The organism is Adlercreutzia sp. ZJ304 (assembly GCF_011039075.1).
GTDB lineage: Bacteria > Actinomycetota > Coriobacteriia > Coriobacteriales > Eggerthellaceae > Adlercreutzia_A.
On the sequence record NZ_JAAKEG010000006.1, the window covers coordinates 63846 to 87551 of the forward strand.

At 43.8% G+C, this 23706-nt stretch carries 24 protein-coding genes; 14 read left to right on the forward strand and 10 right to left on the reverse strand.

All coding sequences use genetic code 11. The features are described 5' to 3' along the window. The first annotated feature begins 16 nt into the window (after positions 1-16). Complete coding sequence (locus G7Y46_RS04545) at positions 17-1621, forward strand: basic amino acid/polyamine antiporter (protein WP_165252788.1); 1605 nt, start codon at positions 17-19, stop codon at positions 1619-1621. 157 nt (positions 1622-1778) lie between these two features. On the opposite strand, the gene G7Y46_RS04550 is transcribed toward G7Y46_RS04545, so the two are convergent. From G7Y46_RS04550 to G7Y46_RS04565, 4 genes are all read right to left on the reverse strand, one after another. Then, a complete protein-coding gene (locus G7Y46_RS04550) occupies positions 1779-1964 on the reverse strand; it encodes a hypothetical protein (protein WP_165252789.1) in 186 nt (61 codons plus the stop codon). 21 nt (positions 1965-1985) lie between these two features. Further along, entirely contained in the window at positions 1986-2429 is a 444-nt protein-coding gene (locus tag G7Y46_RS04555; RefSeq protein WP_241157050.1) for a helix-turn-helix domain-containing protein, read from the reverse strand. A 78-nt stretch (positions 2430-2507) separates the two neighbouring features. Continuing rightward, complete coding sequence (locus G7Y46_RS04560; RefSeq protein ID WP_165252791.1) at positions 2508-3242, reverse strand: DUF6179 domain-containing protein; 735 nt, start codon at positions 3240-3242, stop codon at positions 2508-2510. Further along, positions 3226-3792 carry a DUF6323 family protein gene (locus tag G7Y46_RS04565; protein WP_165252793.1) on the reverse strand — a complete coding sequence of 189 codons (567 nt, stop codon included), beginning with the start codon at positions 3790-3792 and terminating at the stop codon, positions 3226-3228. The genes G7Y46_RS04560 and G7Y46_RS04565 overlap by 17 nt, the downstream gene beginning before the upstream one ends. Positions 3793-4027: 235 nt before the next feature. On the opposite strand from G7Y46_RS04565, the gene G7Y46_RS04570 reads away from it, so the two are divergent. Then, complete coding sequence (locus tag G7Y46_RS04570; protein ID WP_206214169.1) at positions 4028-4594, forward strand: CDP-alcohol phosphatidyltransferase family protein; 567 nt, start codon at positions 4028-4030, stop codon at positions 4592-4594. Here the strand turns inward: G7Y46_RS04570 and G7Y46_RS04575 are convergent. Beyond that, complete coding sequence (locus G7Y46_RS04575; RefSeq protein WP_165252795.1) at positions 4572-5936, reverse strand: sigma 54-interacting transcriptional regulator; 1365 nt, start codon at positions 5934-5936, stop codon at positions 4572-4574. The genes G7Y46_RS04570 and G7Y46_RS04575 overlap by 23 nt on opposite strands. Positions 5937-5951: 15 nt before the next feature. After that, positions 5952-7292, reverse strand: a complete 1341-nt coding sequence (locus G7Y46_RS04580) for a sigma 54-interacting transcriptional regulator (RefSeq protein WP_165252797.1) — start codon at positions 7290-7292, stop codon at positions 5952-5954. Between the two features lie 447 nt (positions 7293-7739). Here G7Y46_RS04580 and G7Y46_RS04585 point away from each other — a divergent pair, with 447 nt between their 5' ends. From G7Y46_RS04585 to G7Y46_RS04635, 11 genes are all read left to right on the forward strand, one after another. Then, positions 7740-9011 carry an MFS transporter gene (locus G7Y46_RS04585; protein ID WP_165252798.1) on the forward strand — a complete coding sequence of 424 codons (1272 nt, stop codon included), beginning with the start codon at positions 7740-7742 and terminating at the stop codon, positions 9009-9011. Positions 9012-9095: 84 nt separating this feature from the next. Beyond that, entirely contained in the window at positions 9096-11426 is a 2331-nt protein-coding gene (locus G7Y46_RS04590; protein WP_165252800.1) for a molybdopterin-dependent oxidoreductase, read from the forward strand. Further along, positions 11419-11754: a 4Fe-4S dicluster domain-containing protein gene (locus tag G7Y46_RS04595; RefSeq protein WP_165252802.1), complete on the forward strand. Its 336-nt coding sequence runs from the start codon at positions 11419-11421 to the stop codon at positions 11752-11754. The genes G7Y46_RS04590 and G7Y46_RS04595 overlap by 8 nt, the downstream gene beginning before the upstream one ends. A gap of 237 nt (positions 11755-11991) precedes the next feature. After that, positions 11992-13401: an AMMECR1 domain-containing protein gene (locus G7Y46_RS04600; RefSeq protein WP_165252804.1), complete on the forward strand. Its 1410-nt coding sequence runs from the start codon at positions 11992-11994 to the stop codon at positions 13399-13401. 38 nt (positions 13402-13439) lie between these two features. Then, positions 13440-14822: an MmgE/PrpD family protein gene (locus G7Y46_RS04605; protein ID WP_165252806.1), complete on the forward strand. Its 1383-nt coding sequence runs from the start codon at positions 13440-13442 to the stop codon at positions 14820-14822. Between the two features lie 34 nt (positions 14823-14856). Beyond that, the gene (locus G7Y46_RS04610) at positions 14857-15168 is read left to right on the forward strand and encodes a zinc ribbon domain-containing protein (RefSeq protein ID WP_165252808.1); all 312 of its coding nucleotides are present in this window, start codon (positions 14857-14859) and stop codon (positions 15166-15168) included. A 34-nt stretch (positions 15169-15202) separates the two neighbouring features. Next, complete coding sequence (gene dctP / locus G7Y46_RS04615; RefSeq protein WP_165252810.1) at positions 15203-16291, forward strand: TRAP transporter substrate-binding protein DctP; 1089 nt, start codon at positions 15203-15205, stop codon at positions 16289-16291. Positions 16292-16336: 45 nt separating this feature from the next. Beyond that, positions 16337-16903, forward strand: a complete 567-nt coding sequence (locus tag G7Y46_RS04620; RefSeq protein WP_165252812.1) for a TRAP transporter small permease — start codon at positions 16337-16339, stop codon at positions 16901-16903. A 78-nt stretch (positions 16904-16981) separates the two neighbouring features. Next, positions 16982-18292, forward strand: coding sequence for a TRAP transporter large permease (locus tag G7Y46_RS04625; protein ID WP_165252814.1), 1311 nt, complete (start codon positions 16982-16984; stop codon positions 18290-18292). A gap of 1693 nt (positions 18293-19985) precedes the next feature. After that, positions 19986-20195 (forward strand): hypothetical protein, encoded by a 210-nt coding sequence (locus tag G7Y46_RS04630; RefSeq protein WP_165252816.1) that lies wholly within the window; start codon positions 19986-19988, stop codon positions 20193-20195. Positions 20196-20259: 64 nt separating this feature from the next. Continuing rightward, a complete protein-coding gene (locus G7Y46_RS04635; protein ID WP_206214170.1) occupies positions 20260-20796 on the forward strand; it encodes an ORF6N domain-containing protein in 537 nt (178 codons plus the stop codon). Positions 20797-20840: 44 nt separating this feature from the next. Here G7Y46_RS04635 and G7Y46_RS09210 read toward each other — a convergent pair whose 3' ends face one another. The 3 genes from G7Y46_RS09210 to G7Y46_RS04650 form a co-directional block, all read right to left on the reverse strand. Beyond that, entirely contained in the window at positions 20841-20954 is a 114-nt protein-coding gene (locus G7Y46_RS09210; protein ID WP_241157056.1) for a hypothetical protein, read from the reverse strand. Between the two features lie 164 nt (positions 20955-21118). After that, entirely contained in the window at positions 21119-21337 is a 219-nt protein-coding gene (locus G7Y46_RS04645) for a hypothetical protein (RefSeq protein ID WP_165252820.1), read from the reverse strand. Positions 21338-21470: 133 nt separating this feature from the next. Beyond that, complete coding sequence (locus tag G7Y46_RS04650; protein ID WP_165252822.1) at positions 21471-22571, reverse strand: hypothetical protein; 1101 nt, start codon at positions 22569-22571, stop codon at positions 21471-21473. Between the two features lie 167 nt (positions 22572-22738). Here G7Y46_RS04650 and G7Y46_RS04655 point away from each other — a divergent pair, with 167 nt between their 5' ends. Beyond that, positions 22739-23086 (forward strand): hypothetical protein, encoded by a 348-nt coding sequence (locus G7Y46_RS04655; RefSeq protein ID WP_165252824.1) that lies wholly within the window; start codon positions 22739-22741, stop codon positions 23084-23086. A 24-nt stretch (positions 23087-23110) separates the two neighbouring features. Here the strand turns inward: G7Y46_RS04655 and G7Y46_RS04660 are convergent, their stop codons facing one another. Continuing rightward, positions 23111-23689 (reverse strand): AAA family ATPase, encoded by a 579-nt coding sequence (locus G7Y46_RS04660; RefSeq protein WP_165252826.1) that lies wholly within the window; start codon positions 23687-23689, stop codon positions 23111-23113. Between the last annotated feature and the right edge of the window lie 17 nt (positions 23690-23706).

Consider the following 23706-nt stretch of genomic DNA (forward strand, 5'->3'; position numbering starts at 1 on the left):
ATGTTAGGAGATTACCATGGCTGAAACAAAATCAACCACGGTCGCCGCCCCGGCATCACCTTCCAGCACCCCGGCATCACCTTCCAACGCCCCGACAAAAGCGCCAACAGCTTCAATCGGAACAGGCAAAAAACCGGCTAAGAGATCAGCTGACGCAAAGAAAGTCGGGCTTATCGGACTGATCGCGATCGTCATCTCGGCTATGGTGGGCGGCGGCATATACGACTTGCCGCAGAATATGGCAGCAAGCGCGTCAGCGGGAAGCCAGATTATCGCTTGGGCAATCACCGGCGTAGGCATTTGGTTCATCGCGAACACCTTCCGCGTGCTCGCGCAAGTGAAACCCGACCTGAAGAACGGTCTGTACACCTACGCGGAACGCGGGTTCGGCAAATTCGTGGGCTTCCTTATCGCCTATGGATACTGGATCTGCAACTGCTTTGCACTCGTAGCTTACGGAGTGCTTATTATGTCCACTATGGACTATTTCTTCCCGGGAATGTTTGAGGGAGGCAATAATTGGCCATCTATCATCGGCGCCACGGTTATTACATGGGCGATGCTTTGGCTTGCGCTGCGCGGATCTAAAAGCGGTGCGTTCATCAATATTATTGGCACCATCGGCAAGATTTTGCCCGTACTGGTGTTCCTCGTGCTCATCATAACCATTTTCCAATTCGGTATGTTTGTGGATGCCTTCTGGGGAGTGGCGAAAGACGGACATGCACTTACGTTCAATTTCGGCGATGTTATGAATCAGGTATCGGGTACGATGCTTGTAACTCTTTGGCTGTTCATTGGAATAGAAGGCGCGGTTGTTGTATCGGGCGAGGCAAGAAGCCAAAACGATGTGGCGAAAGCAACAACTATCGGATACCTCGTCATATTAGTGCTGTATGTGTTAGTGTCCCTTCTTCCACTGGGTGTCTACACTCAAGCCGAGATTGCAGGCATGTCGGACCCGTCCATGGCGGCTATCATGCAGCAGAAGTTCGGTGCTTGGGGTGCTGTCATGGTAAATGTTGGCGTTATTATCTCGGTGCTGTCATCATGGCTTGTATGGATGCTTATGCTGGGTCAGATGCCGCTTTTCGCAGCGCGCGACGGAATCTTCCCCAAGAAATTCACGAAGCAAAACTCGAAGGGCGCACCGAGTTATTCTCTGCTTTGGACCACCATAATCATTCAGGTGCTGCTAATCCTGTGCCATTTCACAAGCGGTAATGCTTGGAACACTATGATATCCATCACGTCAGTTATGGCTATGCCCTGTTACCTAATTTGTGCGCTGTTCTTATGGAAGGTTGCTGTTAAGGAACCGTGGAAGAAGGGCGAAAACAGAGTGCGCTTTTCGAAGACCAACGGACTGGTTACGGGCATCATTGGAACGATTTTCGGGTTGTATCTTATTTATGCAGCGGGCTTGAATTACCTGATGATTGCAGCCTTCGTGTATGCCATCGGCATTCCAATTTTCATTGTTGGTCGTTGGCAGGCAGGTCAGAAGGGCAACATTCTAAAGATGTTCACCACGCCCGAGAAGATTCTTTGCGCCATCGTTATTGTTTTGGGCATCGTCGGAATCATCTACAGTATCTCAAGCGGCGTGTTCACGGCGTAGCGCGCTTGGTAGATGCATTCTTGGCTTCGCTTATGACTTTTCAAAGGACTGAACAATGAAAGCGAAAACACTGCATAGCGATGCGCCGAAAAAGAGCCGTCGGAAAATCTATATAGCCATTGCTATACTGCTGGCGATTGTTGTTGCCTGCGGATCATCAAGCTTTCTGGAAAACCAAGTCGATGACAAGAGTCTTTCCCGTGGGTCCAAACTTCACGGGAACAAAGCCGCAGTAGCTGTAGCCCTTTGCTGCCCATTCTTTTATGACAGGCTTATATCCTTCGAGTTCGGCGTTCCATGCGGGGTTGTTTTCCATGTCCATAGTTACGAATTCGGTCTGCATGATATGGTTCCTTTCGTGTAGTCAGTCAGAGATTCTCTCGCTTATGGCACGACCGAAGTTTTCCAACTCGGCGATGGCGTCCTCCACGCGCTGCAGCGCAAGCCCTTGCGACTCGTCACCCAACACGAGTAGCTCGCTTCCGGTGTTAAGGTCAAACACGTCGCGGGCTTTCTTGGGGATGACAATCTGCCCGCGTTCGCCCATGCGCACAACACCGAAGATGTGCAGCCCGCGCGGTGGTACAGGGTAGCCAATTTGCTCTTCATCGTGATGAACGAGCGAATCAATGCTTACGTCGAATATCTGAGCGAGACGCATCGCGTTGTCTAGGTCGGGAATAGCGTCTCCCGCCTCCCACTTCGCGACGGTCTGCCTTGCCACGCCAATCTTCTGGGCTAGTTCTTCTTGAGTTAAGCCCTGCCTTGTTCTGAGTGCGAGAATGTTCTGATTGATCATATCTTTCATACCTCCCGGTTAATTCTATGGGGCTTTTTCTTGCGAATCCACCAATTGAAAGTTGCAGCACTTCACCATTCTTGTCACCTATAAGTGACATTCTACATTCAGCGCCATCTCAACATCCATATTGTGATGGTGCGAATACTTCGAACCAAGCACATCGCGTGCATCGCGCGCCTTACATGCAACGGGCGCCAGTTCGTCCTTGTGGGGAAGCAGCAGATCGTAGAGGTTCACGTGCAAGCCGCGGTAGTCGGGACAAATTCTCTCAAGCACAGAGATGCAACTGCTCACTTCGAACTGCGCGATCCAGCGCACCTCGGCGAGAAGCTGTGCAAGCCACGCCTCCACGTAGTCGATGCCTATGAGGTTTGAGTTCACGGGCGCGCTCAGCTGATAATCGATGTCGCCGGGGACCTCGTGCGCGGCGAAATATACGTCGTAGCGTCTCTTTATCTCGCCCAGACTAGCCAACGTATCCCTCAGGGCGATGTTGCGAATGGGCGGCATGGTGGTCACAGCCTTGCGCCAGAGGATGAGCGCATCATCCATCCGTCTTTCCAGCTCTCGAATAGCTTCATGCCAGAGCGCAACGGGGTCGTCCGCGTTAAGAACGCAGGCGGCTTCCTCGGGCGTGGCGTCTGCGATGCCCAGCGCGTAGACCACCGACGTTGCCAGCTCGTGTGCCTCGTAAGCGGATATACTTGATGTTCCACCTGCGCAGTACAGATCGACTACGTGCATCATCAGGCGAGCGAAGTTTTCCCTTGCCCTGTCAATGTCGGGGGTGAGCCCATATCTGCTAATCGTCCCAACCATCAGCCCACCTCTCTCCATCCCATCCGTCGGCTTGCTCGTTGTAGTCCCATTCGGCGGCATCGAATGTATACATGCGCCCTTCGTTATCCACTATGCAGTACGCCTCAGATCCTTCTGCTTCAGCTGCCCGCACATATTCAGCAGAAAAGCCCATGACCTCATCCGCCGACATCGAAGCGACCATAGCGGCATCGCCCCATTCGTCTAGGCAGCCGCGCAGAGCTTCGGTAATCTCCGCGTCGGGCACGTCAACCGGCAGTTCGTCCCGAAGTGCGTAAAACGCATCCTGCAGGTCGGCAAGCGTGTCCACCACTACATCTTGGGCGATACTCGGAGAGGAAGCAACAGCCTCAGCGATCGCAAAAATGGCGGGCGTGCCGAACTCCACACGCTCTGTTTCCGCAAGAGACTCGGCTCTACGCTCCGCCAGAATACGAACATCCTCGCCCGTGATAGCCATATCGCTTACGGCGAGCCGCCTGTTCAACTCGTCCAGCATATCCTCTGTTCCACCCACCATCCTCATGGCGAGCCAAGCGTTTGCGCCCATACGCACAGCCCCTTCCCAAATCGCGGTCAATGTCTAATACCGCGAAGAGGTACCCAGTTCAAGACTGCAAATCCAGACGAAAATATGGTAATGTGAGACTCGTCAAGAAGCACTTCTCCACAAAAACTTACGCAATGGTCAAATACCCGCCGCCCCCGCCGCGCCAATCCTGAAGTACATATATGCGCAAATCGTTGCCAGCGAAAAGCTGTATGCCCGCGTCATAAACAGCCCCGTGCCGTACAATATTGAGAAGATCAAGGTAAAAGTTTGGAAGGCGAGGGGTTTGGCGAACGCGCTCACCATATGCAGGATCGCGCTTAGCGTCGCGCTGCTAATACCGGTCGCTCTCTCGCCCGCCTTCCTTATCATCTACACCATTGCCGGTCTAACGGACATGCTCGATGGTTTTGTGGCAAGAAGGACGGGTACGGAAAGCAAGCTTGGCGCCATGCTCGACAGTGTTGCGGATCTTATTCTCGTCATCGTTTGTCTGGTTAAGATACTGCCCGTTGTCTCGATGCCGCCGTGGCTGTGGATTTGGGTCGCAGCGATAGCTGTTGTGAAAATAGCAAATGTGATAAGTGGCTTTGTGGTGGCAAAGCGCATGGTCATGCTCCATACCACCGCCAATAAAGTTGCAGGGCTCGTAACGTTTCTTGTGCCTTTCGCCATCCCGTTCTTTGGCATTGTAGCCCCGGCTATCCCCGCGTGCGCCGCAGCAACATTCGCGGCAGTCCAAGAAGGACACTTCATTAGAACAGGCTCTGCCGTGATTATCAACATAAACCATAAGATTTAAGGCGTCGATATATAGTTGTTTTACTCATACCAAGAATTTGAGCAGCCTGAACCATATCGTGACCGGCTGTTTCGTAGGCCCTGATAATCTGTTCGCGTTCTTGTTCTTTAAGCGATAGCAACTTTAGTTTAGATTTATCTGTTCGAGATTCAGCATAGATGATATGAGTGGGTAAATCTTCTTGGGTAATTATTTCCTCTTCGCATACGCGACATGCATGTTTAATAGCAGATTTAAGCTCATGGATATTGCCAGGCCAATCATAAGAGAGTAGAACTTCTCCTGCTTTTTCAGATATAGCTAATGGCTTTTTCCCTCTTTTTGCAAGAAACTGTTCTGCAATTAATGTTGATAAAGGCAATATATCTACCGGACGATCTCGAAGAGGAGGTAACAAAATAACTTCATGCGCAATGTGATAGTAAAAGTTATCGCGTGCCTTTTTATTTATTTGCCTGTTCATAGAGGTAATTAATCGAAAGTTAGCGGGAATTGAATGTGTACTTCCAAGAGGTCTAATGAGATTTTCATCAAATATCTGTATGAAAATTGGACGTACGTCAGGATCTAACATATCAACATTGTCTAGATAAAGAGTACCTCCATTAATTTTTGATAAAGCCCCAAGATGAGTAATATTATTTTCTTGAAACCCAGCAAGAAATCTTATGGCATGTTTTGCATTCAATGAGGCACAATTCACTTTAAGGAATAGCCCTGCAGGATTTGAAGCGGTGTGAATAGCCTCAGCAAAAAGTTGCTTTCCAGTACCCACTTCACCAACAATTAAAATTCGTCTATTTGTGGGAGAAAAAAGAAGAGATCTTGTGATTGCTGAAGACAAGTTTGGACTGGTGCCCACAATATCAAAAAACGTGCTTAAATTTGAATGATCAGGATTAGACTCATTTATCATATCTGGACCGGTTGATAATTTAAGACCGGATGGTTCAAAGTCTATATACTTAAAAGCAGATCTAATTAATACAAGAGATACAAAAGATTCATCAGACTCTTTTTGCAGTATTGGTCTACTTGAAAATCGATACGGAGGAATCTTTCCGTATAACACAATATTACTTATGGGGTAACGTTGAAGTACAAGAGATACCAATTCAGCTTTCATATTGGGAAGGTCTTGAATTCTATTGACTTTATTAAATGACTGATCCTGTATTAAAGAAGATCCAAAATTATGTCTAGCTATTACATTTCCTCTAGAGTCAACAAGAAAAGCTAAAACATCCATTGATCGACCAAGAATCTCAAAAAGACTTAACCATAGTGAAGATACACCATCATTTTCTTGCTTGTATTGTTCTAAGTAGATAGATTCTTGCATTTGTTAAAAACCTCTTTAAATTCGTTTTTTAAGATATTTGTACAAAGTCGATCTTCCAATACCAAGAATTTCAGCAGCTTTGCTTACGTTATTACCAGTTGACTGCAATACACTAGCTATATGTTTATCCCTCATTTGAGCGATATTAATATTGCTCATAAGTGATTGCGAATCAGCTTGACCGGCATAATTATCTCCACAAACATAGTCTGGTAGATCATGGGTAGTAATAATATTGTTTCGGCAAATAGTGCTAGCTGAAGTAAGCACTATTTCCAATTCTCTAATATTACCAGGCCAAGAATACTTCGTAAGAACCTGAAGCGCGGAATCGGAAATAGTTGTTGCTTGAGAATGTTTTGAAGGACGATGATTCATAAGAATTTGCTTGCTAAGCAACGGGATGTCATTTCTTCGTTGCGAAAGAGAAGGAATCATAATTTCATCTTGAGCTATGCGATAAAACAGTTCTGGCAAAAAATCGTTTTTCTCGTTATTTAGCGCAAAGCACGATCTAAGTTTTGTAGATGCGGTCGCAATAATTCTAAACTTGGTAGGTATTATTTTGAAATCCATATCACGAACAATTTCATGGTGGTCTAAAGCTCTAACGAAAAGAGGCTGGAGGTTCAGAGGCAATTCATCAATGTTTCCAAGCAACAACGTGCCACCGTTAGCTATTTCCAATAATCCTCGCGTCGCTTTTCCGTGATTCATACTTCCAAAGAGATATTCGACCGGATCAATAAGATGTAACGTCGAACAATTGCACGCCACTAAAGATGCATTGGGCGCAGTTCCATTGCAAATTGCACGCGCAAATGAAGTTTTCCCTACTCCAGAATCGCCCATTATCAAGATGTTCATAGATGGTTCAGTGCACAATGATTGCGCACGTTCTTTAGCAGCCATAAAAAGGTGGTTTTGACCTATTAATTCATCAAAATTGTTTTTTGATCGATATGCATTATCTGGCTTAAGTGCTTCCTCGGATGCAGTAATAAAACTAAATGCGATAAAAGATCCTGATAGGGATGCATCATTAATTAAAGATGCATTTATACGCAAAGAACTTGCATCAGAGGTTTTATTTACAAATTCAAATTCTACATTCTTCAGTGTTTTACTACTAAGAATTTGATCGATAAGAGCACCGCAATCTTTTATAAATGACCGTATATTTTGTTGCTTAGGCGAATTATTATTATTATTTATTAGTCTTTGGGCAATTTCATTTGCAGCGACAATTGTTCCATAGGAATCAGTAATTACCAGCCCGAACTCCACCATAGAAAGCATAGTCTTAACTAAAGAAGAAGCTTCGATTGTAGGTTTTGAACGAATAGAATTTGCCAACAAAGTCTCCTTAGAATTAACAACGCTCTATTAAATATGAGGCTGAAATATGCCTCTCAAGCGCAATCACTCGACCCCATTGAATTACTATGGACATAGTAATTCAAAATGAGACAAAAATATCTATAAACAATAGTTAAGTCGAAGTTTTATCTCATAAGTTTCCAATAAGCGCAAATCAAATATTCATAATGAGACATTTTTCAAAAACATTCTCAAAAACTTTTTTATTAAAAAGTGTGAATCTTTAAATCTAATTACCATTTGCTTAAAGATCAGCTGATTAGAAGAGAAGCCTACTGCTAATCCTAGGCTAGGCAGGAAAGCTTAATAGTCTTTTTAGTGAAAGGGGGAGATTTCTAAGTCGCTCAGTATCCATAAATATTTTTGAGTACTGAGTTGACAGGTTAAGTAGATATTTCCAGTTATATTGCGAAAGGTTTACAAATGCCAGAAGACATAAAAAGGAAAGTATCTTACTATGCTATTGCAGTAGCATTTGCAGGCATGCTGACCCAATTTACCTTAATTTTTTGTCAAAGTTCGTTCTCGCAAGTTATACCTGACTTCCTAGAGAGTACAGGATTAACAAAAACAGATTCAGGTGTTATTACTTCAACTTTCGGTATCGTATATGCTCTTAGTGGCATAGTCTGGGGTTGGGTAAATGACCGAATTGGCTCGCGTTCAACGTACGCCATTATGGGTCTTGGTGGCTCTTTATTCATGATTCTGTTTGCATTGCTATCCACGAATCTTTTAGTTGCTACTTTGCTATACAGCATCATGGGATTTATGATTGGCGGCATGGCCGCTGCATCATTGCCGAAACTTATTGGTAATTGGTTTACACCTTCCCGCCGTGGTTTTGGCATGACCATTGCTAATGTTGGTGGCGTTCTCTGCGGCGCACTTATTGGCGTGTTGGTCCCGCAAATTCTTATTGCTACAAACAGTTGGCGTACCACGTTGACTACTGTAGGCATAATTGCTGCGGTAATTGCTGTTGTTTATATCCTTATCATGAGGAATAAACCATCCGATAAAGGGCTTCTTCCTTTTGGTCCAGAAGAAGAAGTACGTGCTCAAGTTGAAGATCAAAAGAAAATAGAAAAAGAAAAGAAGCCAGGAATTCGTGCCTATCTTGATGCGCTCAAGCTAAAAAACATCTGGATTCTTGGAATCATGTATATTTTCTTCCAGTTTGCATACTCCGGAACTAATTCCTACCTTGCTACATCTTTCCGCGAATTGGGTCAAGATGCGGTAATGGCTGGTTTCGCTGTAACCATCTATAACATTGCACAATTCATTGGTCAGCTTTTCTGGGGTAACTTATCTGACCGCATTCCTCGTAAATGGGCTATGGCCGGAGCATGCTTCACATGGGGAGTTTTTGGTGCCGTATTCTGCTTTACCTATGGTGCAGACATCATAATCATGTACGTTATAGTGTTTTTCATGGGTATTGGTCTGGGTGCCATGTCAGTTAAAAATGCCATCAACATTGACTATATTCCTGGAGAAATCAGAGGCACAGGCGCAGGGGTGGTAGCAACCTATGCGGTTATTGGTCGCTATCTTGGCCCAATGCTTACTGCTGTTCTATGGGAATCTGTAGGACTCCAATGGGCGTTCTTGGCAATGGGTGGTGCAATGATATTAGCTGGTTTAACCGCTTTGCTACTTCCAAAAATTACAAAGAAAGAAGCAATTTAGTTGAAAAGCCAGCTTCGCGATGAGCAAATATAGATGTCTATAAATATGTTTTTAGGACATTGAGGAGAAAGAGATAACAGAGATATGGATATAGATCTTAGTAAACCTTATGTTTCTGGTACTCAAGATGATTATGTGGTGAGATCATGTGCATGGTCTCCTCCTGGAGATCATCCAGTTGGATGCGGCGTAAAACTGCACGTGAAAGATGGAATGCTTATTGATGTAGAAGGTGACGAAGCGCATCCGATTTCTCAGGGTCGTTTGTGCGTACGCTGTCTCGATCTTCCAGAGTATGTTCATAATCCTCAACGCATTATTTACCCAATGAGACGTGTGGGAGAACGTGGAGAAAACAAATGGGAGCGCATCACTTGGGATGAAGCAATTGATGAAATCTATGAAAAGACCAAGGCGCTTCAAGAAAAATACGGAAAGCAAACTGTAGTAGTTTTTGCTGGCACTGGTCGCGAAGCTACCCTTTATTATTGCCCATTAGCTTTTGCCGTGTTTGGAACTCCAAACGCATGCTTTGCTATGTCTGGATTTGCTTGTTACGGTCCTCGCCGTTCTATTGCGTACTATCTGTTTGGAACTGGCTATCCAGAGGTCGATTTTGCGGGGTATTTTGCAGACCGCTATGATCATCCCGGTTACGAAGTACCAAAATATATTATTTGCTGGGGAAAACAACCACTTTATTCAAATCCTGATGGTTTTCCCGGATTCTCTATCATTGACATGATGAAACGTGGATCCAAGATCATCTCTATTGATCCACAAGTCACTTGGTTGGCAGCACATTCTGAATATCATGTGCAGTTAAGACCTGGTACTGATGCTGCATTAGCTTTGGCTATGCTTAATATCATCATCAATGAGGATCTTTATGATCATGACTTCGTAGAGAACTGGTGCTATGGTTTTGAAGATCTTCGTGAACGCGTACAGGAATATACTCCTGAGCGTGTAGCTAATATTTGCTGGATAGATGAACAACTCATCTATGATGTAACGTATGCTTATGCAAAGAACCATCCTTCCGCTATTCAATGGGGACTCGCTTTTGACCAGACTTCCACTGGTGGACAAGCAGGTCAAGCAGTACTTTCCTTGATGGCAATTACCGGTAATTTGGATGTCCCGGGCGGACAAACACTGGGGCCACGCACCGTATTCTTAGGCAAATGGCGCTTCGATACCGCACAGTATCTTGATGAGGGTATGTTTGATCAAGTTCGTATTGGTCAAAAGTACCCCGGATTCTTGAACGCTATGAGCACCGCACAACCTGACGAGCTGCTTAAGACCTTAGAAACCGATGAGCCTTATCCTCTGCGCATGGGATTTTTCCAGAGCTCAAATTTCTTGACTGCTACTTGCAACGTAGCGCCACAGCGTTGGTATAAGGCTTTACAGAAACTTGAGTTCAACGTAGTAACCGATCTATTCATGACACCAACTGCCGTTGCTTTAGCAGACATATTCTTGCCATTAGCATCGCATGCAGAGCATGTGGGTGTAGTTACTCCACACTTTGGACGCAATCTACATTTCATGGGTGCAATGAATAAGGCTTTACAAGTTGGCGAATGCAAGTCTGATATTGAGGTATGTATCACATTAGGAAAACGTTTCAACCCTGATGCTTGGCCGTGGGATACTGCAGAAGAGTTCTTTGATGAGCAGTTAAAGTTAGCTTTCCCTTTCGGTTTGGATAAACTTCAGCATGATATTACGTATTCACCGGATCTTACATACAAAAAGTACGAGACAGGCGGATTGAGATCAGACGGAAAACCAGGATTTGAAACCACAACTGGTAAGTGTGAGCTGAAATCAACTATTTACCCATTGTTTGGTGAAGATCCACTGCCGTTTTATAAAGAGCCTCATTACAGCCCTTATAGCCAACCTGAATTAGCTGAAGAATATCCCTTGATACTCACAACAGGAGGTCGTAAGCTCACCTCTTTCCACTCAGAGCATCGTCAGCTAGAAACACTGCGTGAGATTGATATGTATCCAGTGGTAAGCATCAATACGGAAACTGCTGCTGCGCATGGTATTCAAGATGGTGACTGGGTTTGCATTGAAAACATGTTTGGTCATGCTATTGAAAAGGCCCGTGTCACTCCTTTGATTCCTGAGAGAATTGTTCATGCATCTCATGGTTGGTGGTACCCAGAGCAAGAAGGTGCCGAACCTAATTTGTTTGGCAATTGGAAATCTAATATCAATACATTACTTCCAAATAGCTGCGTAAGTGCTCTTGGATTTGGATCCATTCATAAGGATATGATTTGCAAAATTTATCGCGTAGATAGCCTCGATGAATTTGGACCTACTGGTGGACTTTTTGAAGAGGGTCGTTGGTTATATCCGGAGTATGGAGAGGAGCACCTAAATGGATAACGCTCTATTAGTCAATTATGAGTATTGTTTTGGTTGCCATTCCTGCGAAGTTGCATGTAAAAAATCGCATAATTTGCCTCTAGGTGAATGGGGAATCAAGGTGCAAGAAACTACTCCTCAAAAACTCGAAAATGGGCGCTGGATGTGGGATTTCGTTCCCTACATTACTGAGAAATGTGACTTTTGCGCAGATCGCGTAAAAGAAGGAAAAAAGCCTTCCTGCGTACAGCATTGCTTGGCTTTCTGTATCGAATATGGAACTATTGAAGAAATGGTCAAACGTCTTGGTGAAGTAAAGGGCAAATGCGAGATCCTCATTCCACGTTAAGGTAGTCAACCTAATCTACAAGGCTTGTGGGTCAGTATATAGGTACTGACCCACAGCAAAACAGGAGGAAGTATCGTGGAGTTTTGGCAAATAGTGCTGATTGGTATCATTCTGGTGGTTATCAATGCAGCTGTACTGACTGCGGATCTTCGATTTTGGAAGAAATTCTTCGAGACGAGAAACAAACGTCACAAGCATATCAAGACTAATCGTTAGTTTGCTATTTAGGAATCTGTCATGAGAACCATCGTTGGGCGTTTTATAATGCCACATAGTCCCAATACTATTCCATGGCTTAGCAAAGGCCATTATAAAGAAGCGACACAAACTACTACTGCTTGTGAAGAAATTGGTAGTAGGATAGGACAGCTAAAACCAGATACAATAATTGTTATCAGCGCTCATGCCCCATCAGTAGGAAATTATTTCTACGTTCCTAAGCGGAAAATTATGTATGGAAATACGGGGGAGTTTTCCTTCCGTCAACATATGATAAAAAAAGAACCAGCGTGGAATTTTATAGATAAACTCGTAGAAGTTGGTAAGAGAAATAGTTGCCCTATTACCACCTTTGAAAACAATCCAAGACTTCGTCGTAAGCACAAGCTTAACGGAAGCTTCGATCTTGCTACCTATATCCCTCTCTATTTCGTAGAACAGTTTTGGCAAGATTATCGACTGGTAACTATTTCTCTTAGTGATCTACCTCCTTCAGATCATTATCTCTGCGGCACAGTTATCGAACGCACTATTCAACAGCTAGAAGGAACGTATGTAATCATCGCAAGTGCCGAGCTATCCCACAAAACAACAGAAGATAGTCCGTATGGTTATGTTGAAGATGGTCTAATTTTCAATGGATTAGTGTGTCAGTCGATACTGGATGGAAATGTAAATAAACTACTCTCTTTAGATTACGCAAGAAGGAATCATGTGGGTCAGTGTGGAGTAGATGCCATCGCTATGCTCTATGGAACTGGCAATAGCATGAAGTTCTCGGGTGATATTCTTTCTTACGAGCATACTTTTGGTATTGGAATGGTGGTTGCTTCACTTACTCACACTAACAAGAAAAGCAAGACTACCAATTCAGCAATCAAGGCACGTTCTTTGGAACTTACAGCGGACAAAAGATCGCGTGAATCTGAACCCGTACGTCTTGCTCGAAAGGCCATCGATTACTACCTTAGAACTGGAGAAACTCTCGATGACCCGCCTCCTTCATCTATTCCAGCTCTTATGGAGCCTTCGGGTGTATTTATTTCATTAGTAAAAAATGGAAAATGGAGAGGATTTTACGGCAACCCTGATCCCACAGAATTCAGTGCAGCTCACGACATCATAGATTATGCGTTGACGGCTGTTATCGAAAACGATATTGGTCCAATTAGTAGAAAAGAACTCAGAGAAATAGATATTGTAGTGGAATTGGTTACCTCTATTGAACCAGTTTCAGATATGAGCATGTATGACTGTAATAGCTACGGAGTGCTTGTAAAGTATCGCCAAACAGAAGGCATTATTGTCGCCAATGCGCCTAGCATTGCGAATACTGAAAGGCAATATGAGGCAGCATTACGAAATGCTGGTGCGAAGAAAAACAGTAAAGTTCGACGATATAGATTTACTACTGAACGTTTTGAATAGCAATCAAATTTCAATCGTTTTGAAAAGGCTGTGATTATATGAGCGAAAATCAAAAAATCGCAATATCACGAAAAATTGCACGATATGTTACGAACATGAGAATAGACGATGTGTATGAAGGAGGCGTTGAACGAGCGAAACAATGTTTCCTTGATACGTTAGGATTAGCTCTTGGCGCTAAAAATGAGCCTGCTGTCCGGTTAATGAAAAAGACTATCGACGAGATGGGGTCCACTGGTCCATCTCTTGTTCTGGGTTTTGATGAACATATGGCAACGGTTTTGGCAGCACGAATTAATGGCGTAGCGGCTCATGTTGCCGACTATGACGATAATTCTTCTTTATCAACTACACATCCTTCCTGCGTACTTGTTCCGGCATGTTATGGAGCAGCAGAGTATGTGAATGCAAGTGGAGTAAAAATGCTCGAAGGGTTTATTGTTGGCTTTGAAGTTAGTTGCTCGCTTGGGCGTGCAGCTGGCTGGGCTCACTATAACCTAGGATGGCATCCTACATCTACCTTTGGCACTTTAGCAGCCACTTGCGCTGTGGCTAAGATTATGGGGCTTTCTGAGAATGAAATCGTAAATGCATTTGGAATTGCAAGTTCAAGTGTTGGTGGTATTCGCCAGAATTTTGGAACAATGTGCAAAAGCTATCATGCGGGCAATGCTGCATCTGCAGCATTATTTGCTTGTATTTTGGCAAAAAATGGCTATGACGCTGCAGAAGATGCCATGGAAGGTAAGAGTGGTTATTTCAGTACAATGAATTTTACTGACGGCACCATGGAAGCGTTTGATTGGCTTGGTCGAGATTATACAGAAACACTCGGTCATCAATTCTTTAAACTTTATCCTTCATGTGCGATGGCGCATACTCCGATCGAAGCTGCTCGACAATTGGTAAAAGATAACGGAATTGATTTTGATTCAATTGAATCTATTGATTGTTATATGCGTCCTGTTGTACCAACACAGCTTATTTACTCAGATCCAAAAACAGGATTAGAAGCAAAATTCAGCCTTGAATACAATGTTGCGTCAATGTTGATAACTGGCGAATGCTCACCAGTTTCTTTTGAAGATGAAAATGTAGGAAATCCAAAAGTGCGCGCTTTTATGCCTAAAGTACATATGCACACTGATGAGCGTCTTGAAGATATCGTAAAACAAAAGGGAATATTGGCTCCTTGCATAGTCAAAATAGCCTATGATAACGGGAAAACAGTATCGCTTCTAAAAGAAACCGCTAGTGGTGGTTTTGATGATCCAGCTACATGGGAAGACCTTGAAATCAAATTCCATGCTGTGGTATGCAAAGTAATTGAAGATGAGCAAGAAAAGCAAATTGTACGTCTCTGTAAATCACTCGATCAAATCGAGATTAATGAATTACAGAAGGCCTTGGAAATTCATTAATCTTAATAAAATTCCAATAGAAAGGTGCTTGCTTGTGAACGGGACACCAAATGAATGCATAGGAACGTGTGCAAATACAGTTTGTGAAAAAAAGCATATTCCTAATACAAAACCAACATTTCACATGAAGTGTAATAACTGCGAAGCAGAGTTCGATATTCTATCCTCCTATGCTGAATTGGATAAAGAATTATGCCCAGAATGCGGTTCTAATGACGTAAAAGATATTTTTGTTTCTTATCCATTGGATGGTCCCGGATTTCAAGAAGGTTATAGCACCGAGAAGCTTTCTGTCTGCGGAATGGAAGATATAAATAACGAGCTTTGTCTTTTAACAGACCGTTAACAAGTGGATGCGCTTGTTGAAAGAAGGAATGATCATGCACAGACAATCTAAAAACTTATTTTTAGTATGCATGCTTGCAATGGCAGGCTGTCTCTTGATCCTGCCTGGATGTGCTGCAACTTCAAGCGACCGCATAAAAAACATGGAGGAAAGCAAAGATACTGTCTATAACCTTGCGTACGCTACCAATAATTCCTCCACCTCAGAGATGTATCAGAATGTTGAGCATGAACTTCTGGCAAGAATTACCGAAGCCACAGACGGTCGGATAGTATTTACAGAATACCTCGCATCGTCATTGGTTAAATCTGGTGAAGGCAAGGAATCAGTTCTCAACGATATTGTCGATGTGGTATTTGATTCTCCGTCATGGTATGGAGGAGCATTCCCTCTTACTACAACTACGGAACTTGCCTTGGGTTTAGAATCGGGCAAAGTAATGTCTTATGTCTATAGGGATCTTATAGAAGAATTTCAACCTGAAGAATATAAGGGTCTCAAAGTTTTATTGCCCATGTCTTCTGGATCACGCTTAATCATATCAACTGATCCGATTAAGTCGTTAGAAGATTTACAAAACAAGCAAATCCGCGCAAGTGCGACAACCAGCAAGTTGGTTCGTGAGTGGGGCGCAGTACCTACTACTATCAGCAGCAGTGATGTATATGAAGCTTTACAAAACAATCTCATTAGCGGTGGTGTATTTTCTTATGAGAGCATGATAGAGAGTAGGTATTACGATATCTGTGATTTCATTACTGATCTTGCGGCAACTCAAACGAATACTGTTATCTACATGAGTCAAGATAAATTTGATGCACTACCTGAAGACATTCAACAAATTATCGAAGAAACTGCTGATGAGTTTTTCGAAGAAAAAGCCTCAGGATGGTGGGCATCGTTTAGAGATGAAGCTCTTCGCATTGCTAAAGAGAACAATCCAAATATTGAGTGGATAGAGTTGGACGATGAAGAGGTAGCACGATGGGTAGCAGCAGCAGATGATTACACTCAGGAGTATGCAGAGCAACTCGATAGCTTAGGCTATAATGGTCAAGAAATTCTTAACTGGATAAAAGAGCGCTATGCTCATTATAAACAACTCTATCCGGATTCTCTTTAATAAATATCTACTGTTATATCCAGTCGTAGCTGAGTAAGGAAATACATGAATGCCGAAAAAAACATAGAGAAGGTTTTTAGCGTTCTTGAAAAGATTGCTGGCACTATCATTTTACTTTTAGCCGTTTTGACTGTTGTTAATGTAATCATGAGACGACTGTTTAATTTACCAATATTTGGAGTGACTGAAATCGTTGAGTATGGAACATTGTTAGCAATGTGCTTAGCAGCAGGCAATTCTTCTTTCAAACGAGTTCATCCTTCAGTAAATATTCTTGTCGACCGACTCAAAAAGAGAACTCGTTATATAGTGTCTGCATTTGTTGATGGGATTTGTGCACTTGTTATGAGCTATACCGGTATTGGTCTAATCCCGAATGCTCTTACCTCAATTAGTGAAAGCCGAGTCACAGAATCGCTAGGTATACCATATTCGATCGTGTATGGACTTATCATTATTTGTGTACTTGCAGTTGCTGTCGCCTATTTGCTGCTTGTTTTCTTTGATATAAGGGCTTTTGCGAAAAAGGAGCCGAATCTAAATCTAATTGAAAAGAATGGAGCAGATATAAATATAGACTCAACGCTCGGTGATAAACATAAAACAAACTAAGCAAATCTCATTTAAGCAATGATCAAAAATATGGAATGAAATTCGACAAACGTGCGAGCATGACAGAGAGGAGCTCTCATGTTTGAAATCATGGTAGGAATTGCGGGTATTCTTATTTTCTTAGCACTTCTAATTACAAGTTTACCCGTTGCTTTTTCAATGCTATTAGTAGGTGTGGTTGGGGTTATTGTACTAAGATCACCAGTAGCAGCCATACATATGATTAACACAAGTTTTATTAGCTCTTTTGCTGCGTATACCACAACGGTAATACCAATGTTTATTTTAATGGGTGCTATTGCGGGATATTCTGGCATTAGTTCAGGATTGATTAATGCTATTAGCACCTGTATTGGTCACTTAAGAGGCGGCGTTGCCATGGGGGTGCAAGCAATTTGCGCTGCCTTTGGTGCAGTCTGCGGTTCCATACCAGCAACATTAGCAACGGTAGGAAAAATTGCATACCCAGATATGGAGAAACTAGGATATGATCAAAAGCTTTCAACGGGTGCACTCTGTGCCGGATCAACTCTGGCAGTACTAATTCCTCCGAGTATTACTTGTATAACGTATTCTATGGTGACAACTGAATCTGTTAGCTCTCTGTTTCTTTCTATCATCATGGCTGGCATTGTTATGACGATCATCTATATGGTTTGTATAAAAATTTGGGCTACAGTAAAACCAGAAGCTGCACCCCGAAGCAAGCGTTATAGCGGGAAAGAACGTTGGAATGCTATTAGAAATGGTAATTTTGTAGAAATTCTTGTGATATTCGTTATCAGCATGGGTGGTCTTTTCACCGGACTGTTTACCGCAACTGAGGCAGGAGCTGTCGGCGTAATTGGTGTCATAATTGTTACGTTTATAACAAAGAAGATTACATGGAAAAAACTTGTTGAGTCAATGATTGAAACACTCAACCTTTCGATTACGATTTATTTCTTATTAGCATGCGCTTCTGTTTTTGGAAAATTTGTATCAATATCTGGCATACCCTATGCTTTGGCGCAGTGGGTTACTATGAGTGCATTTCCAGCCGGAGTAATTTTGCTTCTTATTACGTTAACCTTTTTGGTGTTAGGTATGGTAATAGATGGCACAGCAATGATATTGCTGCTTGTTCCAATATTTTATCCAATTATTACAGGACCATTAGGACTAAACGGGTTGTGGTTTGGTGTCTATGTAGTAGTAGTTTTAGGTCTTGCGATGATGTCTCCGCCAATTGCAATCAATACTTATATTATGCAAAACATATCGGGTGTTCCTCTTCAAAAGATTTTTGTCGGAGTGGTTCCGTTTATAATTTGCAATTTATTAATGTGTGTATTGTTGATTCTTTTTCCAGACTTCTTCTTGCTTGTTCCAAATCTTATGGGAATTTAAAGAATGGAGTGAATGATTAAACAGTCTGAACTAAAACAGTACGCCCTAAAACATTCGAAACTTACGCCTTTTATGTTTGCGATGCTAAGGAATGTCAGATAAGTTCATAAAAGAACTAAGGAATGTACGAGTTTGTTAACTCTCGTAATTAGAAACAGGTTACAGAGGTACTTAACCTAGCAGATCGCCTTTTGTAACCTGTTTTTAGGATTTTCCTCATTTTTCTATTGTTTTGACAATTTGTGCGTTCCCCTCTTGGATTAGAATCTTACTTCCTTTCAAAGCTATGAAAATTTGACAGTCGAAGACGTAATGTGTGATTCTAATGTTTCTAGAAAAAGAATCCTATAGCACTTGGAAGAAAAAATGTAATTGAAGTAGATAGTACCTACAGTTTATATAAGTTACCAGTTCAGAATACGTATTTAAGTGATTTGCCAACACAATTTTAGCGAATGCTGTTTTTGGAATTGAATAATTAGTAAGATGCAATACGAAATTTAAAGTTTAAATTTTCAATTACTCCACATGTCAGCTCATACATATGGTCTGACAAATTATACTGAAGGTGGCTTTGGCGCTGATGGCGCACATGGTGCTGAGGGCACACTTGGAGCTGATGGGTTTGGTGGCATATTACCTTTAGCAGCTTGTTCAGTGAGTTCAGATAGATCGGTGCCGCAATATGGACAAATCGGAGGATACAAGCTGCCAATAGGACTAATGGAACCACCACATTCTAGACATTCTACAGGAATGGCCACTGAAGCAGGTCTAAAGCACATAAGTACCTCTTTTCAATAGGAAAATCTTTATTCAAATATAAAGCGTCAAATAAGGTCGCTTACTTGATTTCAGAGATAAACAAAAATTGAACGATAGATTGTCTCAATTTGAAAAATAACAATGCATCAATTAAGAAAGTTGATAGGATGGTATTTATTCGTTGTCGGATTTTTCCAAAGTCTCAGCTTTACGTTTTCTCCAATCGTCTATAGCTTTTTGTTTATCAACTTCTGTGAATTTTCTTCCGCAAGATACACATTCATTCATTAGCAAAAAAGCGCGGTTTCCACAACTTTCGCACCATATGAACTTTGGTTTGCAATTATCGCAACCTGGCAAACACACATAACACATAGTCTCATCACCTTTCTTAATAATTAGATAGAAAGATAATACTGCGTAAGAGTAAAAATGTTATTGAATTAAAATAGGGTTAAAAGGGATACAAGGAGAGTCTCAAATTGAAATCAGGTAATCTATATCTAATTTCTGTGATAAGGGATGTCGTGTTATGAGTTCTTATGAGTTCTCGCCCATTCTTTACTCCAGATGGAAAACCTTTCGATACTTCGAAAACCATTTGTCCTGAATTTGAAGAAAAAGAAGATAAATTTTTAAGTATAAAGTGAATGCCTTTATACGGGCGGTTCGGTCGCCTTTGAATAAAACGCATAAATAGAATTCTTTATTTGGCGTTGGTAAGAAAAAACAGTATCAGACAATCAGACGGCAAGTTATGAATAGCTCGCCGTTTTTGTTTTCGTTTCGAGGCTTTACTTAATTAAAATTTTCTGCTGCAGCTCTGATGTCAATGCCTTGCATTGACCGTAGTATATATCGTTACAACGATATATATAACCAAGATAAAATAACCGCACCGTCCAATCTTAACATTCAGGAACGCGAGATGAATACCACACGAGCAGTTGCCGATGTGGATTACGACGCCAAGAAAGCCGCGGTCTCCAAAGTGCAGGACTGCTTCGACATGGACTTCGATATGGAAGACGAGCTCGCTCCTACGGCTCTGCCCACGCCCGGCTTAAGCTTTACCGTTGAGCAGCTAGAGGCCATGCTTGTTCAGGCTAAGACCCGCCAAGCGACTGCAACCGAGTAAAACCGACGGGGAAGGCGCTTTTTCCATAAGTGCTTTCCCCGCTTGATACAATCCATCCAACCAAATGCAGAACGAAAGGGCGGAAGCTATTGCAGGAAAAGAGAAGGACCTATCCGCCGAACCCATGGAAGCAGAAGAGGATGCATCGGTCGCAATCGTTCCTGCGAATGAGCCGGCCATACGCGACCTCATATATACAGTGCGCGGGGTGCAGGCAATGGTGGACAGCGACCTGGCCACTCTGTACGGAGTGGAAACAGGCAATTTGAACAAAGCCGCAGGAAGGAACGCCGAGAGGTTTCCGAGCGAATTCCGCTTCAAACTCACTTCTGACGAATGGGCCTCTTTGCTCTTCCAAATTGGAAGAGCAAAACCCGAGGGTCGCGGCGGCAGACGAACACCACCTTACGTATATAGTGAACAAGGCGTGGCGATGCTCTCGGCAGTTCTTAAGAGTGAGACAGCCGTGCGTGTGAGTGTGCAGATTATGAAGTCTTTTGTCGAGATGCGTCACTTCATCGCCAGCAACGCCTCCATGTTCGAGCAGGTGCGTGGCGTAGAGTTGGTGTGTGTGATCCTCTCGCGTCTCGAAAGACCGTGAACGCCATCGGTTAAGGTCGCAGATTGCGACCTTAACCGAAAGCCCTACGCCAGCAGCTCGTTTACGCGTCTCTGCACGGATGCGTAGCTCGAACCCAAACGCCGCTTTCGCTCTTTTCCGTTGCCGTAGTCGCCATTGATTACGGCACGGGCAAGCACGTCGATGTCAGCTGAAGAACCAGAAGAGCCAGAGGGCAAACCAATGCTAAGGATCTCATTAACACGACTCTGGACGCCAGAATACTTATCGCCCAAAGCCGCCCTGCACCACCGTGCGGAGCAGACGCCACTGCCAGTCGTTGCTCGTCAGAAATTCGTCCATGTCATGCCACCTTCCCCTTGATCTCCTCGATGTCGTGCTTGGTCACCGCCATGTCCTGCTCCAGCTTGTAGGTGCGCTCCAAGACCCGGTTATACTTCTCGACCTTGGCCGTCAGGGCGTCAAGCTTGACCTCCATGACGGCCCTCAACTTGGAATTGGAGAGGATCACCCCGACGAGAGTCACCACCCCCATGATACACGCGACGATGATTGACTCCATAAAGAACTGCCTCCCGAGATCGACTTTCCGTCTTCGGGAGGCAGTATCAGTTGGTGTCATAAGTACGTGGTTGTTGCCCTATTTCCGCGACTGGAGCCTGCAAGATTAACAGTAGTGGAGACGTAAAGAAAATCTAGTAATCCTCAGATGTCATGAGCACTTTGGGCGTGGCTTCTTCGCTTGGCACCATTTTCTTCACCAAAGCGAAGCATTCTGCGAAGTAGTCACTTGACAAATAGAATTCCCTCTGTCTTCTGGATCCGTCGAGATACGTGACGCCGAAGGTAGTAGCGCCTACGTCAATGGCAGAGGCCTCGTCTTTCTGCTCCAGAAGAATATCTGCAACTATTTGAACAAGCTCGTCAAACAGCAACCTGTGATCTTGGCTGCTTGACTGGTAAGCCCACCTCAGAGGCAAGTTGCTTGCCGAATACTCTTGAGGTTCGTACTTGTAGCGTATCGAATTGGGCGTAATAGTGACACAATCCTTATAGACTTCATCAACGCTGCAGTGCCCCGAAGTTCCGCCGATAACGATACGGGTCATTGCAGGCAAACTGACCACAGGTAGATGCTTGTACTTCTCCTCAAACGAACTTGCATAGTTATCATCGGGTTCAGGCGCATAAACCTTTACAAAATCCCGTTCCTCAAGATACTCAAGCATCGCATCGATCACATCGCCTTCGTCTTGCCAGCCCATCGTTTGGAAGTACTCAAGGTCTTCTACTGGTTTGGCTATCGTGGGAAACCAGTGATGAAGTATCTGCGTTGTGTATCGGTCAAGGGTCTGTTCGAGCTCTCGCCTTTGACTCCAGCTAAGTTTTTTGAAATCACCTTCTGATATTCCATGGATTAGCAGCGTGTCCATCAGCTGTTTGTTGACCCCAATCCTTTCCTGCTCTACAAGCTGATATGGGAACTGTTTGGGGTCTAGGTAATTGCCGCGCCAGTAGTCGCGAACGCTCTCATTGTTCATGATTTCTAGCTCCAGAGTCCATGCATACTTGCCTGCAAGGTAATCAGGATGGACGTCGAGTTTCTTGGCGATTTCATCCAGAAGTGCGTACGAAATCGACCCCCTCTTAACAGCCCTTCGTATGGTTCTTTCAGTCTTGCTTATTTCTTTGTCACTGCCGAGCTTACGGATGCTTGAATCCTGCCTATGGATAACCCATTTAAACCAGTCAGGTTCTATCTTCTCGTAAACGGCATCGTTTCGATCAACGGACATATTGCCTCCTGTATATATGCGGACATTTATCCCCACTCATGACACTATCCAAAGCACAATACTTCGCACTACCATGCATTATGTGGCCACAAGGTGCGGACATCAAGCGCACAATCAATACGGAATATTAGCAGGCCTCTAATTGGCCCGAGAATGGAGAATGAACAATGGAGACCAACACGTTGGCAGCGCATTTTAACGACAATGTCATGGATCGGAAGGCCTTTGTTGATTATGCCAAGCAAAGCCTGAGCAAGGTCATGGATATCAACCATTCCATTGCCATGCGTCAGATAGAAGTCTTGAGCATGCAGACAGATGAGACGCAGACTCTGCTCCAAAGCGGCAATCTGACCGATGAACAGTTCGATAAGGCATTGGAGGAATCTGAGAAGATCAGGCAGACGATGTCTGACACCACGATGAATCTGAACAAGTCGAACTTCGAGTTGGTCGTAGGCACATGTGTCATATCGCTCATAGGTAGTCTGTACATTGGCTTGCGTGCTGCCTAGCAGGAATGCACGAGGGGGATGCAATCATCGCCCCTCGCATTGGTTTCGCGCAGCGGTGATGTATTCAGGCGTGCTTGCGGTGCCGATGCGGAAGTGCGCGTACCCCGTATTCGAGCTCGTCCACGCCGTGCCGGCGCCGTCCAAGCGGACAATACGATATTTGCCGTCATCGGTCACGGCAAGCTTGAAGTTGGTGAACCCAAATTTCAGTAGTAGTGCGTTTATTGCATCTGCTGTCTCTCTGACGTTGGTCTTGCTTCTCTCTGCTGCATCGAGTTCTTTTTCTGCTGTGTGTATCGATTTGTCAAGCCCTTCGATGCTCTTCTTAAGACCGTCGATTTTGCTCTGCGCCTTCAAGCGGCTTACATCAAATGCGCCAATGCGAGACTTAGCAGCTATAGCCGCATATAGCCATAAGTCGGCTATGATCTGTCTCTTTTGTTCGCTTCGATGGCTAATTATGTCGTTGTGTTGAGCGACTGCGACGCTTGCTTCGTTCAACAGACTCTCGAGAGCCTCGCATATATTAGCGGCACTTTGAAGCGTGATCAGGATACTCGGCTCGACGAGCTTTTTATCAAGCAGTGATTTGGTTGCCTGCACGTTAGTCTTTAGGTCGG

Excerpts from the sequence above, each read along its gene's own strand:
- G7Y46_RS04545 (WP_165252788.1), top strand. The coding sequence starts at position 17 with ATGGCTGAAACAAAATCAACCACGGTCGCCGCCCCGGCATCACCTTCC.
- G7Y46_RS04550 (WP_165252789.1), bottom strand. The coding sequence starts at position 1,964 with ATGCAGACCGAATTCGTAACTATGGACATGGAAAACAACCCCGCATGG.
- G7Y46_RS04555 (WP_241157050.1), bottom strand. The coding sequence starts at position 2,429 with ATGAAAGATATGATCAATCAGAACATTCTCGCACTCAGAACAAGGCAG.
- G7Y46_RS04560 (WP_165252791.1), bottom strand. The coding sequence starts at position 3,242 with ATGGTTGGGACGATTAGCAGATATGGGCTCACCCCCGACATTGACAGG.
- G7Y46_RS04565 (WP_165252793.1), bottom strand. The coding sequence starts at position 3,792 with ATGGGCGCAAACGCTTGGCTCGCCATGAGGATGGTGGGTGGAACAGAG.
- G7Y46_RS04575 (WP_165252795.1), bottom strand. The coding sequence starts at position 5,936 with ATGCAAGAATCTATCTACTTAGAACAATACAAGCAAGAAAATGATGGT.
- G7Y46_RS04585 (WP_165252798.1), top strand. The coding sequence starts at position 7,740 with ATGCCAGAAGACATAAAAAGGAAAGTATCTTACTATGCTATTGCAGTA.
- G7Y46_RS04590 (WP_165252800.1), top strand. The coding sequence starts at position 9,096 with ATGGATATAGATCTTAGTAAACCTTATGTTTCTGGTACTCAAGATGAT.
- G7Y46_RS04595 (WP_165252802.1), top strand. The coding sequence starts at position 11,419 with ATGGATAACGCTCTATTAGTCAATTATGAGTATTGTTTTGGTTGCCAT.
- G7Y46_RS04600 (WP_165252804.1), top strand. The coding sequence starts at position 11,992 with ATGAGAACCATCGTTGGGCGTTTTATAATGCCACATAGTCCCAATACT.
- G7Y46_RS04605 (WP_165252806.1), top strand. The coding sequence starts at position 13,440 with ATGAGCGAAAATCAAAAAATCGCAATATCACGAAAAATTGCACGATAT.
- dctP (WP_165252810.1), top strand. The coding sequence starts at position 15,203 with ATGCACAGACAATCTAAAAACTTATTTTTAGTATGCATGCTTGCAATG.
- G7Y46_RS04620 (WP_165252812.1), top strand. The coding sequence starts at position 16,337 with ATGAATGCCGAAAAAAACATAGAGAAGGTTTTTAGCGTTCTTGAAAAG.
- G7Y46_RS04625 (WP_165252814.1), top strand. The coding sequence starts at position 16,982 with ATGTTTGAAATCATGGTAGGAATTGCGGGTATTCTTATTTTCTTAGCA.
- G7Y46_RS04630 (WP_165252816.1), top strand. The coding sequence starts at position 19,986 with ATGAATACCACACGAGCAGTTGCCGATGTGGATTACGACGCCAAGAAA.
- G7Y46_RS04635 (WP_206214170.1), top strand. The coding sequence starts at position 20,260 with ATGCAGAACGAAAGGGCGGAAGCTATTGCAGGAAAAGAGAAGGACCTA.
- G7Y46_RS04645 (WP_165252820.1), bottom strand. The coding sequence starts at position 21,337 with ATGGAGTCAATCATCGTCGCGTGTATCATGGGGGTGGTGACTCTCGTC.
- G7Y46_RS04650 (WP_165252822.1), bottom strand. The coding sequence starts at position 22,571 with ATGTCCGTTGATCGAAACGATGCCGTTTACGAGAAGATAGAACCTGAC.
- G7Y46_RS04655 (WP_165252824.1), top strand. The coding sequence starts at position 22,739 with ATGGAGACCAACACGTTGGCAGCGCATTTTAACGACAATGTCATGGAT.